The following is a 21,739-nucleotide window of genomic DNA, read 5'->3' on the forward strand; positions in this document are numbered from 1 at the left end:
GACAGTCCTAAAAACTGTCTATGGCACTCCCATAAATCAAGCAGGTACCCAATAGGCATTAGCCATACTTCATCCTCTGAACGGTTGAGCTGGACAGTACCGTAATATAGAAGCCGAGTGAACAATTCCTCATCGCTCACTCGGCCGGTGTGTTTTTTAAGTCATCCTCACTTTCAACGTTTCTTTTGGTACCCTTGAACATTGCTTCCATGATAGCGTCTTTATATGCTGCCAGTTCCAAAGGAGATGTGAGAAGTTCTACTGTCTCTTCAGTCAGGAGTTCACGCTTATCCTGATTTTTAAGGTTGTGTATCAAAATGCTCTGGTTAGCCAGCAGTGTAATCAGCCATACCACTTCGTCAAGAGCCATCTCGAAGTTCTCGGTTTTCATCAGTTTCGTGCCGAGGTTTTCAAGACCGCCGTACCTTTTTGCAATCTCCTTTGTCGCTTTAGTGGTTAGAATAAGCTGATATTCTTCATCGCCGATTTTGATAATTGCGCTTCTGTCATTATCCTGCATTATTCGCTGCCTCCTCCCACAGCAAATACCGGCTCATAAACTTCCGTATACCAGCCGGTAATAGTTTCAGGCGATACACCGGGATCGTCTTCGCTGACCTCCGCCTTCCAAGGGTGCTTTCCCTGGCCATCTGGTTTGTTACGTCTCATGACTGTCCCTTCAATGGTGGGTGTCGAAAAGGTAATGCTGTCGCCCTTCGTCTGCAGATTTGTCGCCGGGATGCCGAATTTTACCCTATAAAGCCAAAAATACCTGTACTTGCCGTTAGCTTTCTTGGCCCTAAAGCCGATTGCCACAGGAGCGCCACCATCCTCACTGGCAGAAATCAGCACATTATTGTCATCAAGAGTGGCTCCCGTCAAAACCTCTGCAGCGGCTACTCCGATGTCTGCAACGCCAAGAGTCAGGGTGCCGCTTTGAAATTCCTTGACCACTTCTGCCGCCCCGTCATCGGCATAAAGCGTCGCCTCTGCCAGCTCCACAGAAAGCTCTGCCGTAATAGCCTTAGCCAGCGGAACAGGCGTGTCGTATGTCTCTTCTCCGTTTTCATTCTCAGTTATTTTGGCATAATATAACCTGTCCAGTCCGATTGTGGCCATGTTTTTCATTCCTCCTTTACTTCATACTCTTTTTCCACATCAATGGCATAGTGGTGATAGCCGGTATCGTCCTCATGGCCTATATACCGCCTGTCGGTAATGGTAAAGCCTGCTTGAAGCAATGTGTTCACTATTTCGTTTTTACGGGCAGTGTAGTTTCCCTTTATAAATAAAGACAACCTTACCTCCTGGGTTTCTACCTGAGGCCGGTTGTCTGCAAAAACTTCAAATGTATCTGTCATAGGAGTAATGACAAGGTACTCATCTGGCGGTACACCGCTAAATACCCCGGTTTCAATGGGGATACCCAAACCATCCAATAACGAGTTTAATTCTGACAATATGCTCATATACGACCCAGCTCCTGTTCCAGTCTTGACTTCATTACTTCGATGCAGGACTTCCTTGTAGCTGATTTTGCCGGTTTCAAAAAGGGCCTTGGAGGCTGCCCGGACTTACCATACTCAATAATATTAGCAATCTTCGCATTGCTTTCCCCATCCTTCCTTGGTTCAGTAAAGCCGATTTTTATGTTGTGGTTTCCATTCCTGTCCTGTTTGGCAGGAGAGAGTCCCAAAGCATTTACCAATTCACCGGTTGCTCTGGACGGATATTTAGTGCCGCTCCCGATAACTGACTGAAGATTGGACTTCACTTTTGAAAGAACCACTTCTCCGCCTGCTTCCAGCACCTTAGGTATGATTTCGTCTGTTCTTTCTCCAAGTCTGGATAACTTGAGCAAGAACTCTTCCGGCAATTTAACTTCCACCTTAGCCACGTTGCAGCCCCTCCTTTTATGCTTTGCTTGATTTCACTTTTTCCGCAAGCACCTCAATATACATTCCGCGTCCCTTCACATCCTCTACACTGATAATGTTGTACCTGCCATCGCTGCAAACGAGTACAAGATCTGTGGTAACTTCCAGGTTAGGTATCTTACGGAAGCGGAACAGGGCAGACGCCTGCGAAAACGCCGCCCTGTTTGCCCATTTTTCACTGCCATGCCTGTCTTCCTTGTATGCCCTTACCGAAGCAAGAATAACATCACCTTTTTCAGCAAAACCCTCACTATCCTTAACCGGCTTGACTGAGATAATGTCCACGAAAGTTTTCATTTTCCCAAGGCCCATATTTACACCTTCCAATCCCGGTCGAGCCGCAGCAATAGATTAACTGTATTCCATACCTGCTGTCCAGCCTGCACACTATCCCCAAAAAAGCCAGCAGTCGAGCCATCCCTGCTTTCATAAAAATGGCTCGACAGCATAATGACAGCCTGCTCAGTAGTAGGCGGCATGGGGTTTTCGGCATAATATCCTTCCGGCTTTTTCTGGTAACTTTCCGCATAGGCCACTGCGGCTTTGATATACTCTTGTAAAAGTGCGTCATCTTCGCTGTGCTGCAATATGAGGTTTGCTTTAACCTTCTCCAAAAGTTCCATGCCGCAGCACCTCCGTTTTCATTAAGTTGATTTCTGCTGCAGTATCTTGACTGCTTCAGACAGCACCAGCTTGCCATCTACACGCTGGGTTGCCATGAATCCAACTTGTCCGGTCGCAGCATACAACTCATTAAGCCGCTTAAAAACCCTGCCCTGACGGTCTGCCACCCAGTAATAAGAAAAATCACCGAATACAATCGTTTTTGCTCCGGCGGCAATGGCTGGCATAAATGCAGAAGTTTTAACTGGACGATTGAGGATAGTATCCGGTGTTCCAGCAGTTACAGAAGGCTGCCAGAGATACTGACCGTTGTTGTCTTTGAGCTTCCTTATAGCTTTAATTGTCGAATCATTCATAATGAATACAGCGTTCCTGCGGTACGGAGACTTTAGGCTGTAGAATAAGTCCATGATCTCGTCAAGGGTAATGGCTGTTGCGCTCGCCGCAGTTACTCCTATCTCACCACCGCCGTTATCTGCCAAGATACCGGTTGGCTTGCCAGATCCGTCACCGATAAAGAATGCTTCCTCCTCTTTCGCCCCGATTCGGCGGGCGAATTCTTTGGCTATATACTGTTCAAGGTTGAATACACTATCGTTTAACAATTCCTCTGACACCTTGATCATAGTAGCCAGCTTATATGCGCCGATGGATACCTGTGCAAAGGAGTCATCGCTTTCGGGAATCTGGCCTTCCTCATCCACCCAAGATGCAGTACCCTTGCTTGCCACCACAGGAATTTTCTTGTCACCGCTGGACGTGGTAATAACATTGGCAATCTGCCTAAAGATATTCTCCTCCTCCAGTGCTTCCACAAGAGTACGCTCAAAGTCGTCGGGAACAAGATATCCACCTTCGGTGTCCTCTCCAATCTGCAGTGCGTTGTGTACGTCATATTTGCGCCTGCCGCGCATCATGTTCCAGAAAGACTGCCTGTACTCATCGCTGGCACGTCCGGTTTTTTCATTGTTGCCAGATATGGAAGTGGGTTTGTCTGTAATAGGAATATTCAACGGTTTTGACAGTTCCAAATCTATGGCAGCCTGACGCTCAAGACGCTCTATTTCTTTGCCCAGCGCAATAACGTCGGCTTCCATTTTTTCATAAGTTGCGGTATCCTCCGGTGAAAGCAGTCCGTCGTTCCCGCGTTTGCTGTCGAGGAAAGCTTTAGCAGCTTCCCATACTTTAGCGCGTTTTTCACGCAGTTCCAGTATTTTGCTCATAATCAAATCCTCCTTAAGGTTTTAATAAAAAAAGCCGCTTTTCAAGCGACTCAATTGGTGTTCCTTTTGGTTTTTCTTTTGGTTTAAGCTTTTGCAGGATGGAATTTGTTACTGCCTGCCTACTGAAGATCATTCCTCCTGATACTTCAAATTCGGATGGGAATGATTCATCCTCCATAAACAAGATTCCATCGGCAAAGCCAAGTTCCACCGCTTTTCTTGCGTTAAACCAGCTTTCTGCATCCATTAAGTGCGATATTTTTGCCCTGGAAAGTCCGGTTTTCAGCTCATAAGCGTTGATGATGGATTCCTTTATTTCTTCCAGCATTGCGATAGCTTTCTCCATTTCTTCCGTATCACCGATGGCTATTGTCATGGGGTTGTGAATCATCATCATGCTGACTGGTGACATAAAGACGTCACCTCCGGCCATAGCTATGACCGAAGCGGCGCTGGCTGCAATACCGTCAATCTTTACCGTCACTTTGCCTTTGTAATCCATAAGCATGTTGTAAATTTGATTAGCTGCAAATATATCTCCGCCAGGGCTGTTGATCCAGATCGTTATATCACCCTCTCCGGACAACAGCTCTGATTTGAACTGTTTGGGAGTTACTTCGTCTCCCAGCCAGCTTTCCTCGGCTATAGGCCCGTCGAGGTACAAAGTCCGGCTGCCGTCATCGTTTTGCACCCAGTTCCACCAGCGTGACGCTGGACCCAATCCGCGCTCCGGGTTTTGCGGGTTTTTGGGCTTATCTGCCCGCGTTTTTGCTTGCATTCTTATCTGCCTCCTTATCATAAAAATTTCCTGCTTGCGACAGCGGGAGCATATTGCCGTTGATGAGATACAGGTCGCCGCCCAGTTCCGCAGGAATGCGGTTCATATTCTCAAGTTCGCGGATATCGTTGGCCGACATCCAGCCGTTCTGGCGTGCCACGGCATAGCCGTTCATGCGGCTGGCATAATCCCCGCGCAGAAGGCCGTCCACATTGAACTTGACAAAGTATGTCCGTTTTTCCGACGGCAAAAGCAGCGCCTTTTGGATAGCCTGTTCCCAGCGCGCCACCCACGGGTCGAGGGTGTATTTGACAAATTCCAACGACTGCTGCTCGATGTTTGAAAAGCTTGACTTCTCAAGGTCGCCCACCATGTGGGGCGGCACGCGGAATATCCGGGCGATCTCGTTTATCTGGAATTTCCTTGTCTCCAGAAACTGCGCCTGCTCCGGCGGGATACCGATTTGCTGAAACTTCATGCCCTCTTCCAAAACTGCAATGCGGTGGGCGTTGGCGCTGCCCTGATAGACAGCGTTCCAGCTTTCTCGCACCTTTGCCGGATCCTTCAATACGCCCGGATGTTCCAGAACGCCACCCGGATTTGCTCCGTTGGCAAAAAAGGATGCACCATACTCCTCACAGGCAATAGCCATACCTATGGCGTTCTTGGCCATAGCAATAGGGGAGTATCCGATCAGTCCGTCAAAACCAAGTCCCGGGATGTGAAGAACCTCATCACTTCGTAGGTATATAAGGCCTGCTTTTGGATTAACCATGCTCTCATCGCTGTCGCGCCGATAAGTGTAAAACAGTTCTCCGTTTGGAGCCCTGTCTACCGTCATTTTGTTTGGCAAAAGTGGATAAAGCGCCAGCACTCGTCCGGAACCGTCCCTAATAATTTGAGCGTAAGCATTTCCCCATAAAAGAAGATGACTCATCAGTGTTTCTCGGAACACGAATGAAGTCATCTCAGGGTTTGGTTCGTCATGGAGTAAATAATAGAGCGGGTGGGTCAACGCTTTTTCTTTGCCACCGTCTTCTTTATAGCGGTACACATGAAGCGGAAGCCCGGCGATGGCTTCTGCAAGTATCCTTACACAGGCATACACTGCAGTTGTCTGCATAGCAGTCCGCTCATTGACAGCTTTTCCGCTGGATGTGCCGCCGAAGAAAAAGCTATATGCATTACCGAACAGGCTGTTTTTCGGCTTATCCCTTGCTTTGAACAAACGGGAAAATACACTCATATGATCAACAGCCCCCTTTCATCATAAATTGATCCGTTGCGTTCATCCCCGTCATGCCTTAACGCGCGGTCAAGCGCCATAATTAACGCTACCGCACCATCTATTCTCTCGGTGGATTTTTCTTTATCCGGCTTAATGTTTCCGGCGGGATCGGTTTTGACATAGATATTGTCCATCATCCACCGCAGTACTGGGTTACCACCATGGGCGATGCGTTCTTCCAATGTCAGCTTCATCAACTCTTTTGTAGGCGGCGACATATCCTTGAAACCCTGACCGAATGGAACAACCGTAAACCCCAAAGCCTCGAGGTTTTGCGTCATCTGAATTGCGCCCCAGCGGTCAAAGGCTATTTCCTTAATGTTATATTTCATTCCGAGTTCCTCAATAAAGGTTTCGATAAAGCCATAATGCACGACGTTACCCTCAGTGGTAAATAAAAAGCCCTGCCTCTCCCAGACATCATAAGGTACATGATCTCTCCGCACACGCTGATCAATATTCTCCTCCGGTATCCAGAAAAAAGGTAGAATCTGATATTTGTCAGATTCATCAAGCGGTGGAAACACCAGCACAAAGGCGGTAATATCGGTAGTAGATGACAGGTCAAGTCCTCCGTAACAGGTTCTGCCGCGCAATTTTTCTGCATCAACAGGAAACGCACACCTATCCCATTTATCCATTGGCATCCAGCGCACCGATTGTTTCACCCACTGATTTAAGCGGAGCTGACGGAATAAATTTTCCTCTGCAGGATTTTGCTTGGCATTTTCACAAGCCACCCTCAATTTTTCGATGTCAACTGTAATGCCCAGTGACGGGTTAACCTTTCTCCATACCTTTTCACTTGTCCAGTCATCGGTATCGGCTGCGCTGTAGATAACAGGGTAGAAAGTCGGATCTATCTTACGCCCTTGAAGAATATCCTCAGCCTTTTGGTGCACTTCCCAGCAGATGGAATTGCGGTCTGTGCCAGCAGTTGTGATCAGGAAAAACAGCGGTTGTTTTCTTGCATCGCCAGATCCGTGAAGCATTACATCATAAAGATCCCTGTTTGGCTGAGCATGAAGTTCGTCAAATACCACACCATGAACGTTTAGGCCATGTTTTGTATATGCCTCCGCTGAAAGCACCTGATAAAAACTGCCTAACGGTTTATATACCAGCCGCTTCTGTGACAGCATTGGTTTAATTCGAGATTTTAATGCCGGACACTGTTCCACCATATCTACTGCAACGTCGAAAACAATGGATGCCTGCTGACGATCAGACGCACATCCGTAAACCTCGCCGCCATGCTCGAAATCACCGCAGGTAAGATATAAAGCAATTGCCGCTGCAAGTTCGCTCTTACCCTGCTTTTTTGGAATTTCTATATAGGCAGTGTTAAACTGCCGGTATCCGTTAGGTTTCAAGATTCCGAATATATCCCGGACAATCTGTTCCTGCCAGTCAATTAATTCAAAAGGCATTCCATACCATTCACCCTTGGTATGCTTCAGGCAGTTTATAAAAGTAACAGCGGCATCCGCCGCTTCCTTGTCATATCGAGAACCTTCCGCCATAAACTTGGTTGGTTTATATCGTTTTAACTTCCGCAGCTTTGCCGCCTCCTTTCCTAAAATTGAGCAAGAAAAAAGGAACCTCATGGATGAAGTTCCTCTCTAAAGTGGATTTCTATGAAACTTGTTACGTTATAACCGTTATCGTTTGCCTGTCAGGATAAACTCGGCATATTCTTTCTTGTGTTCATTAAGAAATACTACTAATTCATAAAACCCCATTTTATATGCCTCTTCCTGTACTCTTGGCAAGTCAAACATATTACAGGCACCGCTGTCCCGTATGGCTATAATCTGCCGATAAATCTTATCAGTTATCAGATTCTCGTTACCCATGTCCTACACCTCTGACTTCTCTGCCGCTGAAATTGAATCTCTTACCGCTTTATTGAGAAACGAAATATCAAAACCCGCATCTATATAGCCCTGCCGAATCACCTCGTAATAGTAACGACCCGGTGCTCCCAAAGGTCTACCTTCATTCATGATATACACCATTGCGGGTACCCACTGCCCTTTGAAACGTACCTTAACCGTTTCTTTCCGGTATAGATGCGGATAACCTTCATATCTATCCAGCGCCTTCTCATCATTAGGCATGATTCTCCAAAGCAGTACCGGTACTCTTTCACCTTTTTGTTTTTCTATTGTCGCTACTGCGCTGCCATTCCCTCCTCTGAATAACAGCCGGTATCCTGTGAGTTTTGCACTCCCCAGCACTTTTGCCGTTGGGCAGCGGTATGCCATCTGCCTTAAGTTCAGATTGCTTCCGTATGCTAAATATATGGTTCCTTTTTCTTTGCTCATCGTATCATCCTCCTTGTATTTACCAAGGCAGAGGCGGAGATCCACCCCTGCGCTTGTCTATCTATGCTGCCCGAAACCGCCATGCTGCGTTACCATCAAGGTGTTTGCAAAGATGCTCCCGGCAGTTTTTGAACTCATCACCAATAAGTCCTATGCGGTTGAGATATGTCCGCATGGCAAACTTCTCATTTTCAACCTGTGGTTTCTTGCTGGAAGCGCATTTTTGGGTTAATGCCTGATGGTTTAACGCAAGGGCAAGCACTATGTAGCTTCTAATTTTTCCCGCATGAAGTTCGCTGTTAAAGCCTCGAAGCTCAATTGTCCCATTGCCATTAAAAAAGCTGTGCAGGTTCAAAAAGTGGTACCTGCTATTATGGTAATGGGTGCTTCGGCTTTCGCTGTAACCTTCGTACCAGATGCTCTCAATCGCCGCCATGGTTTTGGGCTTACGCCGATTCATCTTCTCAACCAGTGCCTCATCCATCTTTTTACAAAACCGCATCCTGTCCGGCTCAATCTGCAATGCTTTATAGAAAAGGTCATTCTTGCTGGCGATAATGTTAATATAATTACGGATGCTTCGCGGTGTGTGGTCTGCACCGTCTATATGGATATGAATTCCACAGCTTGTGTTTACAAAACCTCCAGCCTTGCGAAGCCTCCTTATCAATTCCTGCAGGGTTTCAATGTCCTCGCGGTATGTCAGTATCGGGCTTACCAACTCGACGCTATATTCCCGGCCAGCCGCCACAATCCTGCCGTTTTCCTTTTTCTGAGTCCGGATGCTCCCGTCGCTCATGAATTTCCATATCCGTCCATCCGGTGCAATAACCTTTTGGGTATCGTAATAATCTCCGCTGGATTCAACCCTCCCTCCAAGAAAAGCTGCTGCAGTTTTTGCCGCTTGTTTTCTTGTCATCCCCGTCAATTCTACCTCGATTCCAAATCTCGTTGTAAGCATTGCGCTTTCTCCTCGCTTTCTCTGTGTTTTTTGCCCTTTGGCAGTGTACATTAGGCCATTGAAAACACAGGATAGCAAGGCAATTCTGCGTGAGTTTCCACTGGATTTTGAACAATTTTACACATCCTGAATTGTGTACATTTACAGCTTTCTGATCACATCTATACCATAGGCTACACCCAAAGAAGAACCGCAGTCCCAGTTGATATGAACAGTTCCGATATCATCCACGAAAGATACTGTTCCTTGGTCTCCCGGTTTCAGCTTAGAATACGGATCATCCATGCAGATAAACTCAACACGTGTACCCGGCGGATACTGCTCTTTAATGCGAAGGACTGTTTCTTTTGAAGGGAAGCCTCTTGCACTCATAGTTCGTCCTCCTCTCCAGGATAATATGCGGCATACTTTGGGTAATCTCTACCATCCGGCATTACCAACACTCCATCAGACCGTCCCCGCTGCTTAACCAGCAGGCAACGCCACACTCCATCCTCATTAACATGACAAAGCCCTTTATTTTCCTCAATGAAAATGCGATCAACACATAGGTCGGCAACGAAGTTATCATAATCAATCTTTGATAGCTCGATAGTTTTTACAACTACAAATCGTTTCCTCGTCTCATACCGATGCGGCACTTTTTAATCCTCTATTCTAAACGGATGCTTGACAAAGAAGGCGGTGCTATGAAAATTATTCATTTTCGTCCACCGCCTTTGCTCTGCCTTTCCGATACGCCCCGTTACCGGACAGCCTTGAAAGCAGCACCTTGCGTTCAGTTTTGAAGTTATCACCTATAAACCCCAACCTAAGCAGGAAACAGCGAAAAGCATATTTTTCATTATCTGTTGGTTTTTCTTTTCGTAGTACTCGCTTCTGTAATTTTGCCTGTTCTGCCATCTGCTTTGCCAGCGTTATATAGGTCTGCACTTCATCAGCATTTAAAGTCGCGTTCCAGAAAGGGAAGGAAATCTCATCATTTTCAGCTAAGACTGCAAGTTCCCTTTCAATCAACATCGCCTTCTTTATCAATGTCTCTTTGCTGGCCAGCATATTATTTAGGTTTTCAAGGCTAATCGCGCTAAAGCCCTCCAACGAAAGAGTAATTGTCATGGTCCCCTCTGCTGAAAAGCCCTCCACATTCAACGTGTCAATAACTGAACGGATGGTTTTTATTTCATTGAGACTGATTTTCGGTGAGTGAACCACACTGTCCCTGTCAATCGTCCAACTGCCAGCAGATTTTTCGTCTTTAATCTCATACAAAAACTCCGGTGCTCCGGCATAGCGCACCTGGCCTTCAAGGGCTTCAGCTATGACCGAGGCAATGGCTTTTCTCTCCTGACCGACAATCTTCTGTGAAAAGCGAAAGCTGTTATTGCTCATGCCATACACCTCCCCTCAAATAAGCTAAAACATTTTTGATTCCCATAAAAAATCCCACCTTTCCTTTTTGGTGGGGTACATTAACGCTCTGTTTTGAGGGGAAAGCAAGGACATTTTTAATCAATCTGTGTTTCCGCGTAAGGTATTTTTTCACTACCTGTTACCAAGAATACTGAATCTGCGCCAAATTGTGAAACATAGCGCTTTACAATCACATCGCAGTATTTCGGGTCAAGCTCCATCATAAAACAAACCCGCCCGGTCTGCTGTGCCGCAATCATTGTCGTACCAGAACCACCGAACAGGTCAAGAGTTAAATCTCCAATATGGGAACTATTGAGCATTGCCTTTGCTACAAGCGATACCGGCTTCATGGTAGGGTGCTCCTCCGATACTTTAGGACGGGGTATCTCCCAAACATCTGACTGTTTACGGTCTTTAAGCGGGCAAAGGCGTGTTCCTTCAAGCCAACCATACCAGATCGGCTCGTACTGGGTATGATAGTCCTTTCTTGATAGTACCAAGCTGTCTTTTTTCCATATAATTGTGCTCGACCAGTGATACCCTGCCTCCCGCATGACGTTCATCAAACTGCCCCATTCCTGAGCACTCATTACCACATAGGTCATGCATCCGGCTTCAGAAACCTCTTTCATGCATTTAAAAGCGCGCAATAAAAAAGCGCCGAATTCTTCGGTGCTCATATTGTCATTTAGAATTTGTCTTGGCTTCCAGCTTGGATGCCTTGTATCTGAACCGTAATCAACATTCCAGGGTGGGTCGGTGAAAACAAATCTCGCCTTTTGTCCGTTCATCAGCTTTTGCACATCTGAAAGCATGGTGCAATCACCGCACATCAGACAGTGGCTGCCAAGTACCCATATGTCGCCCTTTTTGGTAACCGGAGTTTTAATCTCTGCAATTGCCTTTTCTGTATCGAAATTATCCTCTTTGACATTAGCGGTTGTTTTATCACGGAACAACTCATCAATTTCCGAAGCATCAAACCCGGTAAGAGAAACGTCAAAACCATCTTCATTTAAATCCATAAGCAGATCGGTCAAAAGCGGAATATCAAACTCGCCACTGATTTTATTCAGCGCGACATTGAGCGCCTTTTCCCGCTGTTCATCCAAATCAACTACAACACAGTCGATCTCCTTATACCCCAAAGCTGTAAGTACTTTATAACGCTGATGTCCGCCGACAATATTCCCGGTGCGTTTATTCCATATGACCGGCTCTACATATCCAAACTCTTCAATGGATCGGCGGAGTTTCTCGTATTCAGGATCGCCCGGTTTTAAGTCCTTCCGCGGGTTATATTTCGAAGGTTTTAACTTTTCTGCTGGTATTTTCAGTATATCCATAAATCTTAACCCTCCAGTTTGACAGCTTTTTCGCCGGTGAAGTCCTCCCAGCGCTTAACAGCTAAATCACAGTAAATAGGCGATAACTCCATCGCATAGCATTTGCGCTCGGTCTGTTCAGCAGCAATTATAGTGGTTCCGCTGCCGGAGAACGGTTCAAGCACAATACCGCCCTTGTCGCTGTGCATTTTGATGCACCGCCATGGAAGCTCCACAGGGAACATTGCCGGATGTTCCTTGTTTGCCCGGACAGTCGTCATCTCCCAGATGCCAGCATAGCCCCATTTCTTACGTTCTTCCTTTGTAAGCCGTTTCACAAATTTATAACTGTGTCCCGCAAAGGCCGAAAGCCATACATATTCCTGATCGTTATATTCCTCAGCCTCGCCTTTATTGCTGAAGGCTGAAATATACTCATACTGCTGCACCGGTTTGTTGGAAACAAGGTGATAGGGTCCTACTCCGAAGTTCTGCCCCTGCTTCTTCCAGATGCGGATCCATATGGGGCGAAAGCCGTTGTCCAGAAACATATTCACGCTGTATACGCTGGTGGGCTCAATAAACTGGGAGCCGGTGGCGTAGAGATCACCCAGGTTCCAGCAGACAATATCCGCATGCCTGCAAAGGTTTTTGATCACCGGGCGGACGGTTTCAAACCACGGCTCGATTCCGGCCTTCTCATATTCTTTGCCCACTCCGTAAGGCGGGGAAGTCACTGCCATCTGTGCATGACACCCGTCCATTAACTTCTCAAAATCTTCATCCTTCGTAGAGTCGCCGCACATCAAGCGATGATTCCCGAGAAGCCAGATATCGCCCCGCTTCGTTACAGGCTCGCACTGCACAATTTCCTCATGCGCTTTATCTATGTCAAAGCTGTCCTGCACCGCTTCCTTGGCATACCATCGGTTGAGCAGTTCGTCTATTTCAGAAGCGTCAAATCCTGTGAGCGAAACATCAAATGCACCTGCGTCCAACTCAGCCATCAGTTCAGCCAGTTTATTCTCGTCCCACTCTCCCTGAATCTTATTAAGAGCAAGATTGAGCGCTTTTTCCCTCTGGGGGTCAAGATCTACAACGACGCAATCTATCTCTGTCTGTCCCAAGTCCAGCAAAACCTTTAAGCGTTGATGCCCGCCTACCACATTACCTGTTTTTTGGTTCCAGATAACAGGCTCCACATAGCCAAATTCCTCTATTGACCGTTTTAGCTTTTCATATTCCTTATCGCCAGGTTTTAAATTCTTGCGTGGGTTGTATGCTGCTGGATTAAGTTTTTCAACAGATATTTTTTGTATGTTCATCTTGCATTCTCCTGTTCAATATTTTCTTAAGACCCTTTTTAGCACCCTCACAATCTCCGTTTATTACTTGTCCCCGCAGAGTCTTAAACTGCTGCTTCGTTAAATGGTCTTCATATTTTCTTAGTTCCCTAAGAAAGATTGAATTTGCTTTATGCATCAGCCACCCCTCCTGGCTGTCAGTAGTTTTTCCATCACATCATCGTGAGGAGTAGCCCCCTTGTATTCGGTAGCACAGTTTTCCCGCACGACTTGATAAATTTGATACCACAGGTTATTGGCCTGTTTCATAAAGCTTTGACTCATAGCCACATAAGGTGACGGGATGGCATTGCCAGTTGTCGGATGCTTAGCAAGAAAGCCAAATTCAGTGATACATTCCTCGCACTGGATCCACCGCGCCACACTCTGGGCATATTGCTCTATAAGCTGCGCAGGGATAAGGTGAACACACCTGCGTTCCTTAAGCCACTGCCATGTTTTTTCGTATATTTCCACCGCCAGTGTTGTTTTTCCGTTCTTCTGCTTTGCAGCAAGATAATCCCTCGGTGGCGGCATGCTCTCTCCTTCCAGTTCCGCAGCATCCGTAAACTCCATTACCATGAGCTTTCGTCTGCCGGGATTTCCTTCCAAAATCTTATCCGCCAGAGGTTTTTTCTTCTGTCCTGCACCGATACGTGCCCCGCCGCGGTTGGTACCGTCCTTTGCCATACACATCACCTCGATTCATGTAAAAATAAACAGGGGATATACCCCGTTTGAAACTGCGATTTTTCGCGCGTGACCCCCCGCCCGTTGCACAAAACTGCTTCACCAGAGATTTTGACCCCCCTACCGTCTTGCCCATCGTTCTCCTTCGCGAGCAGTGATCGATGAGTGACATTGTTTGCACAGGCTCATAAGGTTATTGTCTGCATTGGTTCCGCCTTTGGATAAAGGGATAATATGATGTACCTCTTCGGCTGGTGTAAGCCTTCCGTACTTTTGGCACTCCTCGCAAAGCGGATGCTCTGAGATATATCTGTTCCTGATGCGTTTCCATCTCCGACCATAGCGTTTTCTTGTTTGGGGATCTCGTTCGTATTTGTTGTAATAAGCATCCTCTTGCCTTTGATGCATGTCGCAGTACCTTCCGTCCGTCAGTTCAGGACAGCCGGGAAAGGAGCAAGGCCTTTTTGGTTTTCTTGGCATCTGGCCACCTCCTTTACGGGTATAAAAAAAGCCCTCACAGGTTCATCCCATGAAGGCTTATCCATAATTTTTCACAATACCATTATATTTGGATTTATAATGAATTTCATCTCATAAAAATCTCATCTGGAATATTGAACAACACATTTGCTATTTGACCATGGCATCTTACCGTTATAATACTTATCGGAGATATACCGCTGCATATCGGGTGGTAAAGCTGCAAGCAAAAGATAAGCCTTTTTTCTATCTTCCTCTAACTCCTGGGTGCTTTTATAGAAGGAACATTTATCTTGCTGACACTTGTGTACAGTCAGGATATTGCAGCCATTCCTTCCGTTACTGCCAAAACAATTATCGTACATCTTTCTTCACTCCCATTTTATGTCATAAGAAAAAGCCCCGAAGGGCTTATGCGTTTTAATGTCATTTTTTCACGATATCATTATATATGGGTTATCTGTGTTTTGCATCTCATAAAAATCTCATTACTACTTCCCATATAAAAGCAGTGCCAGATGATTAAGTGCCTTATCCTTCCTACGGTACACCTGTGCTCTTTCAAGAAACAGCTTCTCTCCGATGTTTGCTACAGCTTCTGTCTTGCTCACATCATTAACAAAAAATTCTGTCAGTATAAACTGTTCTTCCTCCGACAGGGCTTCCCAAGCAGGCTTGAACCACTCCATATATTCTAATGCCCGTCTGTAACGTTCTTTCAACACATCAATCTCGTCAAGGCAAGCAGCAAGGCGTTCTTCGCCGCTTTTGGGATTGTGTTTGCCCGGAACTCCGGTAATCTTTGCACTGTGAGGGCTTGTCATACGGGTTTCAACTTCATATATATCCTCATCACTGTGTTCGATAATGTACTGCATGCTGTTATAATCTTTCAAAGCTTCAACAGCAGCCGCTTTTTTATCTAAATACTGCCATGCAATCAGCATATCGCACCTCCAAAAAATCAAGATAAAAAACCTTGATCTTTGAAGCAGTGTGCTTTTTTGCGTTGCTTTGCAGTGCTTTATTTCCTTGTTCGTTATGTCTTCGTTCTTTATAGAAGGCCATGCTTTTCCAGAATAGCCTTCACCTCATCTACCGAATGGACAACCGCTGCCACTCCTCCGGCATTGAGGATTTTCCTAATGGTAGCTTCCTGCAGTTTTGTTGTCTTTCCCGATGGGGTTTTTATTTCAAAAGCTATAAACCGTCCATTTACACAGGCAATAATGTCTGGTATCCCCGCTGTCCCGTACATACCACCATGTTCCTTCCAACAGAAACACCCCGGTACTGTCTTTAAGTACCGCAGTACTTTAGTCACAATACTTTTTTCAGACATAACCGCTCATCCTCCAAAAATGTTACCTTTTTCCCTCTTATAACCTCGTAACATCCAAGAAGGGCATCTCATAAATCCGCTTCCCAAGCGCTTTTCAGCATTTTGTTACCTTGTTACCTCTTTTTGGGGTAGGTGTATACACAAATATTTTTATTTTTATATTTTTTAGTCTTAAAAAGCAATGGTACTATCGCGCGTATATATAAAGTTGAGGTAACAAAGGTAACATCGGTAACAAGTGGCTATTCATCAGCGTTTCGGGCGTTACCTTTTTGTTACCTTGTTACCTTTTTCGATACTAAAGAGGCTCAATATCTGTGATCTCAAAGCCGCTCACATCGCATCGCTCTTTCAGTATCGAGAAATCAAGAGCCCACGCTTTTTTTGTTTCATTCCCGAAACGCATCGTTTTATTGCTCTCTATAAAAAAGTCACTTTGCCTCAATTGCTTCAGAAACTGGTTATATGGAAGACATTCACCTGTGATTGCATAATCGCGTCTGTACTTGGTATAGCGGTCATATACATCACAGAAACGAATCCCGATAACCTTGCCATCTTTATCAAAAGTGTAGTCTTGATTCGGAGCCAGTTTCATCCGGGCCATGATTTCCAACGTCTGTTCTACAATGGTCTTGTTATTGCTGCCGCCATCCAGCAAGTACTCCTGCACACCATTTTGAAGATATCGAATACATGTCCCTTTGTTAATGGGAAACACTTCAGACCATGTAACATTAAGGAATTCACATAGTTTGTTTACTAGGATCAGTCCGGCATAGCAACAGGCGAGATTATTGACGATACGAGATGGAAACTCATCAGATATCTCTGACTTTGCTTCCTCATACCACTTCTCTGCCTCAGCATCCGATACTCTGAGTGCTATATCCAGCAGGCTCCGACCGAAACTGCCAAGAAGATCCGCTTTTGCACACAGCTTATAAAATGCTTGCCTATGGCTGGCTGGTTTTAAGTCCTTCTTGCTGAAAAGCAATTCTATGCTTCGTTCCCTGATAGCCGCTTCATCCGGTGATTCCTCACCAGCTACAATAATAGGCGCCAACAGTTCATAAGTAACAGCACTTTGATCCGCCCTACCGCGGACACCTTCATGGCCGTCATATGCATCACGAAGATGGTTGTATAAGGCATTTAGCCTTAACTTGTCTATCTTTGACGGTTTGAACTCATCCATCAGCTGTGGTATCAGATTCGATGATGCAGATTCTTTCATCAATGTAAATGCGGTAACCTGTGTAGCTGCGCGAATTTTACTGCATGAAAATACAGGCAGAATAACCCGCTCCAATGTATTACTCTTTCCGCTGCCCTGTTCTCCGACAAGCAATAAGTGCGGAAACTTAATGCCTGATTTTTTAAGATGCGGTTTAATAAAGCATCCGGCCACCCAGGCCATCACTGACACCGTTTTTATGGGTTCGTTATAGCTGAGGATCCACTCTCCAAGCATAATAAGCTGTTCCTTTGTCAATGGCTCAAAGGTAAGGATATCGGTTGTTATGCTTTTATACTTATCAAGCTGCACGATATCTTCAACAATGCTGCCTCCCGCTTCAATGGCACCATCCGTTGAAACATAGACCATCCGTCCGCCATGCTCATAAATTCCAAGAGCCTTGACCCCTGTTTTCCGTACCCACTCCATTTCGGATATATAACCTTTCAGCAGCTCCAAATCTCCTTCTGAGCCAAAATAGCCTAAGGATATTGTGCGGCGGTTCAAGATATTTTTGAACTTTTGAATATTATTGAAGTCGGTGGTCATAAAGGTCTGGCGGTATATTTCATCGCGGGTTGTAATAAGATCGGCGGTCATCTGCGTTTCATCTTCCGATACAATCATCTCCACCGGTTGAATGATAAAATTTGTTATAGGATACACGCTTTCGCCTCTGGTGCGGTAATACCTGCCCTCATGTTCAAAGATAACTGACTCGCTTTCGCGGCTGTATACGTTCTCTGTAACTTCAATGGCCTTATCCAGTGTCTCCTGCCCATATGTTGCTCCACTTGCATGATGTACCGTATCCCACTTTTCCCGGAATAACCCGGAATTTCTAAACAGCCTGTCCATCTGCTCTTTGTTTTTGCCTGACCAGAAAGCCAGCATACAGCAAAGGGCAAGGTCGGCTTCGGACTGGCTGGGATACCCTGCTTCCTGCCATTTTCCTTCCCATAGCAGATCAAATTCCTTATGGTTTTCGGCTGTCCGGGCTTTCTCCAGAATTTCTTCGTCTGTAAGCGGCTCTAACTTAAAATTTTTACGGTCTTTTCTGCTTTTCCCTTTCCGCTTTTTACTTTTGATATAGTTCTCATGTATCCAGGCCAGTGCTCCATTATCTTCAGCAATGTAATCAGGAGTCCCTGGCAGTCGCTCGCCAGTCATTGTGAAGTATCTGCTGTGGGCATACATTTCAACGCCGGTTTTAGTGTTTTTATTGCCCTTGGCAGGCATCTCCCCTTTATAGAAAATATGAAGCCCAGTTCCTGAAGGGCTGATTTCCGTATAGGACGGAAACCGCTCAAGGATATCCTTGGCGGTATCGCTTAATTCCCCAGTGTTTTTGTCGCGGCAGTGATCTATGTCTATCCCTACTAAACCTCCGCTTTTTGCGAATACAAAACCTAATCCGGTATAGAGATATTGTTCTTTTGCCGCAATCGCATCGTCAAGGGTCGACCAGTCGTTTGGGTTAGTGCTTGAGGCTTTTCTACCGGTTAAGGGATTGTAAGGGATTTTACTGTCTCTTCCGTCCTTTGTGTTTGGTTCCAGACGCCAGCAGATCCATTGCTTCCGGTTTGCTAATTCTTTAGGGAATGAGATGCTCACTTACACTGCACCTCCTCGCATCGTTCATTAAAATACCGGATCGGAATGCTGCGCTGCTTTGCCTTTTCAATCTCAATGGACATCCCTTTAGTAATTTTTCTGCCAAATACCCACACTTCTGAGCACTTTGACATCAATACCATGCCAAAGTACAAGCCCAGATTTCGCATTTGTTCATCATCGTCGTCCATAAACTGCGGAAACAAGAGGTGCGGAGCAATAGGTATGCAATTCCTGCTCACTGCAAAGCGGCAGTACCCCTGAGCCTTACGGATATTACGTTCTATATCACCAGCATATGGGCTGCAGATAAATACCATCGGTCTGTAAGGCGCTTTCCTGGCCTCTCGCTCAATCCTAAGCAGTGCTTCATAAGGTGTGGGGTCGTAATATCCTTCTGCGTTAAACTTGCTGATACTCATGGTATTACCCCCTGCCTATGCGCTTTTTTGTTCACGTTCGATTACAGGCAATATACCTTTCTTGTTTTTAAGAAGGTCATAGATAAATAGCCTTCCTTTTTGTGTCCAATATGTGTGCATTACGCTTCTTTCTGCATCAATAGCATGAGTCTTGGACTGCGTGTATCCTTGATCGGCGTACTCCTGAAATAAAAGCCAGCAATTTCCCATTTTGTACTGTACTCCGAGCTCATGAAGCAGCTTATTGAAAGCGCGGCCAGACATTCCGTAATCCTTGGCAATCTTGCTGATCGGCACAAGGCTTTTATTTTGCAATATGAGATCATAATAGCTCGCTTTGGGCTTCAACTCACTGATAATCTGTTTATTCTTTGCATTTTCTATTTCTAAAGCTTTCCGCCTGTCGCGTTCTGCCTTTAGTTCAGAGAAAATCCTGATGCCATACTCCGGATTAGAAATCATCTCTTCGATAACTTTATCTGTAGCATAAACTCCATATTTTCTGATCGTGGGCAGCACTTCATCAAAGACCCATCTTTCAAAGCGTTCAGCAGCAGGAAGCTTTGATTTAACAATTAATCGGAAAAGATCCCCTTCCGGAATAAATTTTATATCCTGCTCACCGCCACTTGTAAGGACTCGGTGTTTTACCGACCCCTTTGTATGTCTCTTAATTGCATCGTAGGGATCTAAGTATCCAAGCATCCTCGCGCAATCTGCCGCAGGGAAGTATTCCTTTCCATCAATAACGAGTACTTTAAGCTCTCCAAATTCTGTATTCTTAAAAACCTGTAAGTTATTCATAACATCAATCCTCCATTTCTTTCATTTCTCCAAAATTTCTCCCTACCGAAGCCTCTGCCACAATAGGTACATCAAATTCAGGGAAGGGTTGTGTTTCCATACACTCTTTTATAAAAACAACTGCTTCGTCCGCCTTGTCTTCCGGTAATTCAAAAACCAGCTCGTCATGTATCTGCAGTATAGGTTTCAGCCAGAGCCTTTCGGGAAGTCCACTGATGATGCGCCCACAGGCAAGCTTTAGAATATCTGCCGCTGTACCTTGAATAGGTGTATTTAATGCGCACCGCTCGGCAAAGGACTTCTTGCCCCAATCTGATGACCGAATTCCCAGCAGGTATCTTCGCCTGCCCAGCCATGTTTCTGTATAGCAGCTTACAGCAGCTCGCTTTTTAACCTCATCCTGCCATTTGGCAAGACCGGGGTATCCGGATTTCAAGTTTTGAATGATGGTCTCACATTCGGACAAAGTTGGGTTCAGCCCAGCTTTAAATTTAAGTGTTCTCTGTAAGCCAGTAGGAAACAGGCCATAGAACACACCGAAATTGCAGTTTTTTGCAATGGTCCTACGCTCTTTATAATGTGGAGCATTTTTGTCTGCTGCCTCCTCAAAAGGAATGCGGTAAATAACAGAAGTGGTCTGAGCATGGATATCACCGCCAGTACGATAGGTTTCCAGCATACGTTTGTCCCTGCAATAAAATGCTCCGACGCGCAGTTCTATCTGTGAAAAGTCAAGAGATAAAAGAACCTTTCCGGCTGGCGAAATGATAAATTTCCGTACGCCTATTGGGTCATTGTCTTTCTGCGGACAATTCTGCATATTCGGGTTTCTTGACGCAAATCTGCCTGTCTCTGTCCCCAATGGCATAAGGTCCGGATGAATCCTGCCGGTATCCTCATCAATAAATCGAAGATAACCGTCTATATAGGTGGATTTGAGTTTGCCCCATTTGCGGTACTCTTGCACCAGATCAAATAAGCGAGCAAGTTCAGGCCTGTTGGATTCACACCATTCTTTTAATAGGATCATGGTTTCATCATCGGCAGCTTCCTGATGTTTTGCGGTCGTTTTCATTACCGGAAGACCGAGATCCACAAAAAGATATTTTTTAAATGCTGAAGTTGAAGCATTTGCCCCAATCTCTACATTGCCGATAATTCCGGCAATCTCTTTTCTGATACTGACAATCTTTTCTGCGGCTTCCGCTTGTTTCTTCAGCATGGCTGACTTATCCACCAATATGCCGTTATACTTCATTATCCCGACATATACTGATGTAGGCGATTCTACCTCTTCCACAATAGTTCTGTGTTTGGGTAAAAATCTATCAAACCACTGATTGAAAACATGATACAAGCGAAGAGTGTAGTCGCTGTCAGCACAAGCGTAGCGGACAGTATTCTCCTCCTGAGGGTTCAATTCATCGAAAAACCGACCATCAGTAACCGTTGAGAATTCTGTCATTTCTGCTTTGCAGAGTGCAGGCGCAAGCGTTTTAAGTCCGCTGTCTGCAAGACTTCTGAACTCCCACTTGCTTTTTAATGTAAGCTGTGATGCTGCAATCGTGTCATAGCAAGGCTTTTGAAGGACGATACCTCTTGCGTAAAGGAACATAGACTCAAAAGCCAGATTATGAGCAACTTTTATTACATCTTTTGATTCGAATAGTAATTTCAGATAATCCCATATTGCCGCCTGATTCTCTGCATTTCGCCCGCTACGATGTTTAAGTGGGACATATATAGCAGTCCCTTCTGATACTGAAAAACTGATCCCTGTAATATCTGCTTTATGAGCATCCAGAGCTGCACTTTTATCGTTCCTCCATTTATCGCAAGGCGAGGTTTCAAAATCGAAAGCAAATAGGACAGTGTTTTTCAGATACTCTTTTATTTCAGACAGCATATAAACACATTTGTATCCCATG

At 45.4% G+C, this 21,739-nt stretch carries 27 protein-coding genes; all 27 read right to left on the reverse strand.

Going from position 1 to position 21,739, the window contains the following annotated elements; all coding sequences use genetic code 11:
- Positions 1-136: 136 nt before the first annotated feature.
- The 27 genes from FEZ13_RS10755 to FEZ13_RS10890 all read right to left on the reverse strand — a co-directional run bounded on the left by FEZ13_RS10755 (position 137) and on the right by FEZ13_RS10890 (position 21,738).
- Positions 137-520: a hypothetical protein gene (locus FEZ13_RS10755; protein WP_003516030.1), complete on the reverse strand. Its 384-nt coding sequence runs from the start codon at positions 518-520 to the stop codon at positions 137-139.
- Positions 520-1,128, reverse strand: coding sequence for a major tail protein (locus FEZ13_RS10760; protein WP_483314024.1), 609 nt, complete (start codon positions 1,126-1,128; stop codon positions 520-522). The genes FEZ13_RS10755 and FEZ13_RS10760 overlap by 1 nt, the downstream gene beginning before the upstream one ends.
- On the reverse strand, positions 1,125-1,469 hold the full coding sequence (locus FEZ13_RS10765) for a hypothetical protein (protein ID WP_146552616.1): 345 nt from the start codon (positions 1,467-1,469) through the stop codon (positions 1,125-1,127). Before FEZ13_RS10765 ends, FEZ13_RS10760 begins: the two co-directional genes overlap by 4 nt.
- On the reverse strand, positions 1,466-1,897 hold the full coding sequence (locus FEZ13_RS10770) for an HK97-gp10 family putative phage morphogenesis protein (protein ID WP_004464012.1): 432 nt from the start codon (positions 1,895-1,897) through the stop codon (positions 1,466-1,468). Before FEZ13_RS10770 ends, FEZ13_RS10765 begins: the two co-directional genes overlap by 4 nt.
- 16 nt (positions 1,898-1,913) lie before the next feature.
- Positions 1,914-2,249 (reverse strand): head-tail adaptor protein, encoded by a 336-nt coding sequence (locus FEZ13_RS10775; protein ID WP_146552617.1) that lies wholly within the window; start codon positions 2,247-2,249, stop codon positions 1,914-1,916.
- Positions 2,250-2,251: 2 nt separating this feature from the next.
- Positions 2,252-2,560 (reverse strand): head-tail connector protein, encoded by a 309-nt coding sequence (locus tag FEZ13_RS10780; RefSeq protein ID WP_004400079.1) that lies wholly within the window; start codon positions 2,558-2,560, stop codon positions 2,252-2,254.
- A gap of 21 nt (positions 2,561-2,581) precedes the next feature.
- Positions 2,582-3,784 carry a phage major capsid protein gene (locus FEZ13_RS10785; RefSeq protein ID WP_023062540.1) on the reverse strand — a complete coding sequence of 401 codons (1,203 nt, stop codon included), beginning with the start codon at positions 3,782-3,784 and terminating at the stop codon, positions 2,582-2,584.
- 13 nt (positions 3,785-3,797) lie between these two features.
- On the reverse strand, positions 3,798-4,562 hold the full coding sequence (locus tag FEZ13_RS10790) for a head maturation protease, ClpP-related (RefSeq protein WP_222434411.1): 765 nt from the start codon (positions 4,560-4,562) through the stop codon (positions 3,798-3,800).
- Positions 4,537-5,808, reverse strand: coding sequence for a phage portal protein (locus tag FEZ13_RS10795; RefSeq protein WP_146552618.1), 1,272 nt, complete (start codon positions 5,806-5,808; stop codon positions 4,537-4,539). Before FEZ13_RS10795 ends, FEZ13_RS10790 begins: the two co-directional genes overlap by 26 nt.
- Positions 5,805-7,457 carry a terminase large subunit gene (locus tag FEZ13_RS10800; RefSeq protein ID WP_146552619.1) on the reverse strand — a complete coding sequence of 551 codons (1,653 nt, stop codon included), beginning with the start codon at positions 7,455-7,457 and terminating at the stop codon, positions 5,805-5,807. Before FEZ13_RS10800 ends, FEZ13_RS10795 begins: the two co-directional genes overlap by 4 nt.
- A 54-nt stretch (positions 7,458-7,511) precedes the next feature.
- The gene (locus FEZ13_RS10805) at positions 7,512-7,706 is read right to left on the reverse strand and encodes a DUF5049 domain-containing protein (RefSeq protein ID WP_014256686.1); all 195 of its coding nucleotides are present in this window, start codon (positions 7,704-7,706) and stop codon (positions 7,512-7,514) included.
- A gap of 3 nt (positions 7,707-7,709) precedes the next feature.
- Positions 7,710-8,177, reverse strand: coding sequence for a gamma-glutamylcyclotransferase family protein (locus FEZ13_RS10810; RefSeq protein ID WP_146552620.1), 468 nt, complete (start codon positions 8,175-8,177; stop codon positions 7,710-7,712).
- Between the two features lie 61 nt (positions 8,178-8,238).
- Positions 8,239-9,138, reverse strand: a complete 900-nt coding sequence (locus tag FEZ13_RS10815) for an amidoligase family protein (RefSeq protein WP_146552621.1) — start codon at positions 9,136-9,138, stop codon at positions 8,239-8,241.
- 141 nt (positions 9,139-9,279) lie between these two features.
- Positions 9,280-9,510: a DUF4314 domain-containing protein gene (locus tag FEZ13_RS10820; RefSeq protein WP_146552622.1), complete on the reverse strand. Its 231-nt coding sequence runs from the start codon at positions 9,508-9,510 to the stop codon at positions 9,280-9,282.
- Entirely contained in the window at positions 9,507-9,779 is a 273-nt protein-coding gene (locus FEZ13_RS20490; RefSeq protein WP_265447424.1) for a DUF6329 domain-containing protein, read from the reverse strand. Before FEZ13_RS20490 ends, FEZ13_RS10820 begins: the two co-directional genes overlap by 4 nt.
- Positions 9,780-9,834: 55 nt before the next feature.
- Positions 9,835-10,527 carry a virulence factor gene (locus tag FEZ13_RS10830; RefSeq protein ID WP_146552623.1) on the reverse strand — a complete coding sequence of 231 codons (693 nt, stop codon included), beginning with the start codon at positions 10,525-10,527 and terminating at the stop codon, positions 9,835-9,837.
- 116 nt (positions 10,528-10,643) lie between these two features.
- Positions 10,644-11,897, reverse strand: coding sequence for a site-specific DNA-methyltransferase (locus FEZ13_RS10835; RefSeq protein WP_146552624.1), 1,254 nt, complete (start codon positions 11,895-11,897; stop codon positions 10,644-10,646).
- A gap of 5 nt (positions 11,898-11,902) precedes the next feature.
- Positions 11,903-13,201, reverse strand: coding sequence for a site-specific DNA-methyltransferase (locus FEZ13_RS10840; protein ID WP_146552625.1), 1,299 nt, complete (start codon positions 13,199-13,201; stop codon positions 11,903-11,905).
- The gene (locus FEZ13_RS10845) at positions 13,176-13,358 is read right to left on the reverse strand and encodes a hypothetical protein (RefSeq protein ID WP_046499180.1); all 183 of its coding nucleotides are present in this window, start codon (positions 13,356-13,358) and stop codon (positions 13,176-13,178) included. Before FEZ13_RS10845 ends, FEZ13_RS10840 begins: the two co-directional genes overlap by 26 nt.
- Entirely contained in the window at positions 13,358-13,909 is a 552-nt protein-coding gene (locus FEZ13_RS10850; RefSeq protein WP_003515999.1) for a P27 family phage terminase small subunit, read from the reverse strand. Before FEZ13_RS10850 ends, FEZ13_RS10845 begins: the two co-directional genes overlap by 1 nt.
- Before the next feature lie 120 nt (positions 13,910-14,029).
- Positions 14,030-14,389 carry an HNH endonuclease gene (locus FEZ13_RS10855; RefSeq protein WP_146552626.1) on the reverse strand — a complete coding sequence of 120 codons (360 nt, stop codon included), beginning with the start codon at positions 14,387-14,389 and terminating at the stop codon, positions 14,030-14,032.
- A gap of 491 nt (positions 14,390-14,880) precedes the next feature.
- Positions 14,881-15,336, reverse strand: a complete 456-nt coding sequence (locus FEZ13_RS10865) for a hypothetical protein (RefSeq protein ID WP_014256602.1) — start codon at positions 15,334-15,336, stop codon at positions 14,881-14,883.
- Between the two features lie 107 nt (positions 15,337-15,443).
- Entirely contained in the window at positions 15,444-15,731 is a 288-nt protein-coding gene (locus FEZ13_RS10870; protein WP_146552627.1) for a VRR-NUC domain-containing protein, read from the reverse strand.
- A gap of 298 nt (positions 15,732-16,029) precedes the next feature.
- On the reverse strand, positions 16,030-18,585 hold the full coding sequence (locus FEZ13_RS10875; protein ID WP_146552628.1) for a phage NrS-1 polymerase family protein: 2,556 nt from the start codon (positions 18,583-18,585) through the stop codon (positions 16,030-16,032).
- Positions 18,582-19,007: a DUF7768 domain-containing protein gene (locus FEZ13_RS10880; protein WP_011838167.1), complete on the reverse strand. Its 426-nt coding sequence runs from the start codon at positions 19,005-19,007 to the stop codon at positions 18,582-18,584. The genes FEZ13_RS10875 and FEZ13_RS10880 overlap by 4 nt, the downstream gene beginning before the upstream one ends.
- Positions 19,008-19,022: 15 nt before the next feature.
- A complete protein-coding gene (locus FEZ13_RS10885; protein WP_146552629.1) occupies positions 19,023-19,811 on the reverse strand; it encodes a phage antirepressor in 789 nt (262 codons plus the stop codon).
- A 4-nt stretch (positions 19,812-19,815) separates the two neighbouring features.
- On the reverse strand, positions 19,816-21,738 hold the full coding sequence (locus FEZ13_RS10890) for a bifunctional 3'-5' exonuclease/DNA polymerase (protein WP_146552630.1): 1,923 nt from the start codon (positions 21,736-21,738) through the stop codon (positions 19,816-19,818).
- Between the last annotated feature and the right edge of the window lies 1 nt (position 21,739).

The sequence above is a fragment of the Rummeliibacillus sp. SL167 genome (assembly GCF_007896505.1).
Classification (GTDB): Bacteria; Bacillota; Bacilli; order Bacillales_A; family Planococcaceae; genus Rummeliibacillus; species Rummeliibacillus suwonensis.

Bases quoted from the DNA above. Each gene is read 5' to 3' on its own strand.
- FEZ13_RS10880 (WP_011838167.1), bottom strand. From the start codon at position 19,007: ATGAGTATCAGCAAGTTTAACGCAGAAGGATATTACGACCCCACACCT.
- FEZ13_RS10785 (WP_023062540.1), bottom strand. From the start codon at position 3,784: ATGAGCAAAATACTGGAACTGCGTGAAAAACGCGCTAAAGTATGGGAA.
- FEZ13_RS10840 (WP_146552625.1), bottom strand. From the start codon at position 13,201: ATGAACATACAAAAAATATCTGTTGAAAAACTTAATCCAGCAGCATAC.
- FEZ13_RS10885 (WP_146552629.1), bottom strand. From the start codon at position 19,811: ATGAATAACTTACAGGTTTTTAAGAATACAGAATTTGGAGAGCTTAAA.
- FEZ13_RS10845 (WP_046499180.1), bottom strand. From the start codon at position 13,358: ATGCATAAAGCAAATTCAATCTTTCTTAGGGAACTAAGAAAATATGAA.
- FEZ13_RS10890 (WP_146552630.1), bottom strand. From the start codon at position 21,738: ATGGGATACAAATGTGTTTATATGCTGTCTGAAATAAAAGAGTATCTG.
- FEZ13_RS10800 (WP_146552619.1), bottom strand. From the start codon at position 7,457: ATGAGGTTCCTTTTTTCTTGCTCAATTTTAGGAAAGGAGGCGGCAAAG.
- FEZ13_RS10870 (WP_146552627.1), bottom strand. From the start codon at position 15,731: ATGTCTGAAAAAAGTATTGTGACTAAAGTACTGCGGTACTTAAAGACA.
- FEZ13_RS10830 (WP_146552623.1), bottom strand. From the start codon at position 10,527: ATGAGCAATAACAGCTTTCGCTTTTCACAGAAGATTGTCGGTCAGGAG.
- FEZ13_RS10805 (WP_014256686.1), bottom strand. From the start codon at position 7,706: ATGGGTAACGAGAATCTGATAACTGATAAGATTTATCGGCAGATTATA.
- FEZ13_RS10795 (WP_146552618.1), bottom strand. From the start codon at position 5,808: ATGAGTGTATTTTCCCGTTTGTTCAAAGCAAGGGATAAGCCGAAAAAC.
- FEZ13_RS10755 (WP_003516030.1), bottom strand. From the start codon at position 520: ATGCAGGATAATGACAGAAGCGCAATTATCAAAATCGGCGATGAAGAA.
- FEZ13_RS10775 (WP_146552617.1), bottom strand. From the start codon at position 2,249: ATGGGCCTTGGGAAAATGAAAACTTTCGTGGACATTATCTCAGTCAAG.
- FEZ13_RS10780 (WP_004400079.1), bottom strand. From the start codon at position 2,560: ATGGAACTTTTGGAGAAGGTTAAAGCAAACCTCATATTGCAGCACAGC.
- FEZ13_RS10765 (WP_146552616.1), bottom strand. From the start codon at position 1,469: ATGAGCATATTGTCAGAATTAAACTCGTTATTGGATGGTTTGGGTATC.
- FEZ13_RS10855 (WP_146552626.1), bottom strand. From the start codon at position 14,389: ATGCCAAGAAAACCAAAAAGGCCTTGCTCCTTTCCCGGCTGTCCTGAA.
- FEZ13_RS10820 (WP_146552622.1), bottom strand. From the start codon at position 9,510: ATGAGTGCAAGAGGCTTCCCTTCAAAAGAAACAGTCCTTCGCATTAAA.
- FEZ13_RS10835 (WP_146552624.1), bottom strand. From the start codon at position 11,897: ATGGATATACTGAAAATACCAGCAGAAAAGTTAAAACCTTCGAAATAT.
- FEZ13_RS10810 (WP_146552620.1), bottom strand. From the start codon at position 8,177: ATGAGCAAAGAAAAAGGAACCATATATTTAGCATACGGAAGCAATCTG.
- FEZ13_RS10850 (WP_003515999.1), bottom strand. From the start codon at position 13,909: ATGGCAAAGGACGGTACCAACCGCGGCGGGGCACGTATCGGTGCAGGA.
- FEZ13_RS10815 (WP_146552621.1), bottom strand. From the start codon at position 9,138: ATGCTTACAACGAGATTTGGAATCGAGGTAGAATTGACGGGGATGACA.
- FEZ13_RS10760 (WP_483314024.1), bottom strand. From the start codon at position 1,128: ATGAAAAACATGGCCACAATCGGACTGGACAGGTTATATTATGCCAAA.
- FEZ13_RS10790 (WP_222434411.1), bottom strand. From the start codon at position 4,562: ATGCAAGCAAAAACGCGGGCAGATAAGCCCAAAAACCCGCAAAACCCG.
- FEZ13_RS10865 (WP_014256602.1), bottom strand. From the start codon at position 15,336: ATGCTGATTGCATGGCAGTATTTAGATAAAAAAGCGGCTGCTGTTGAA.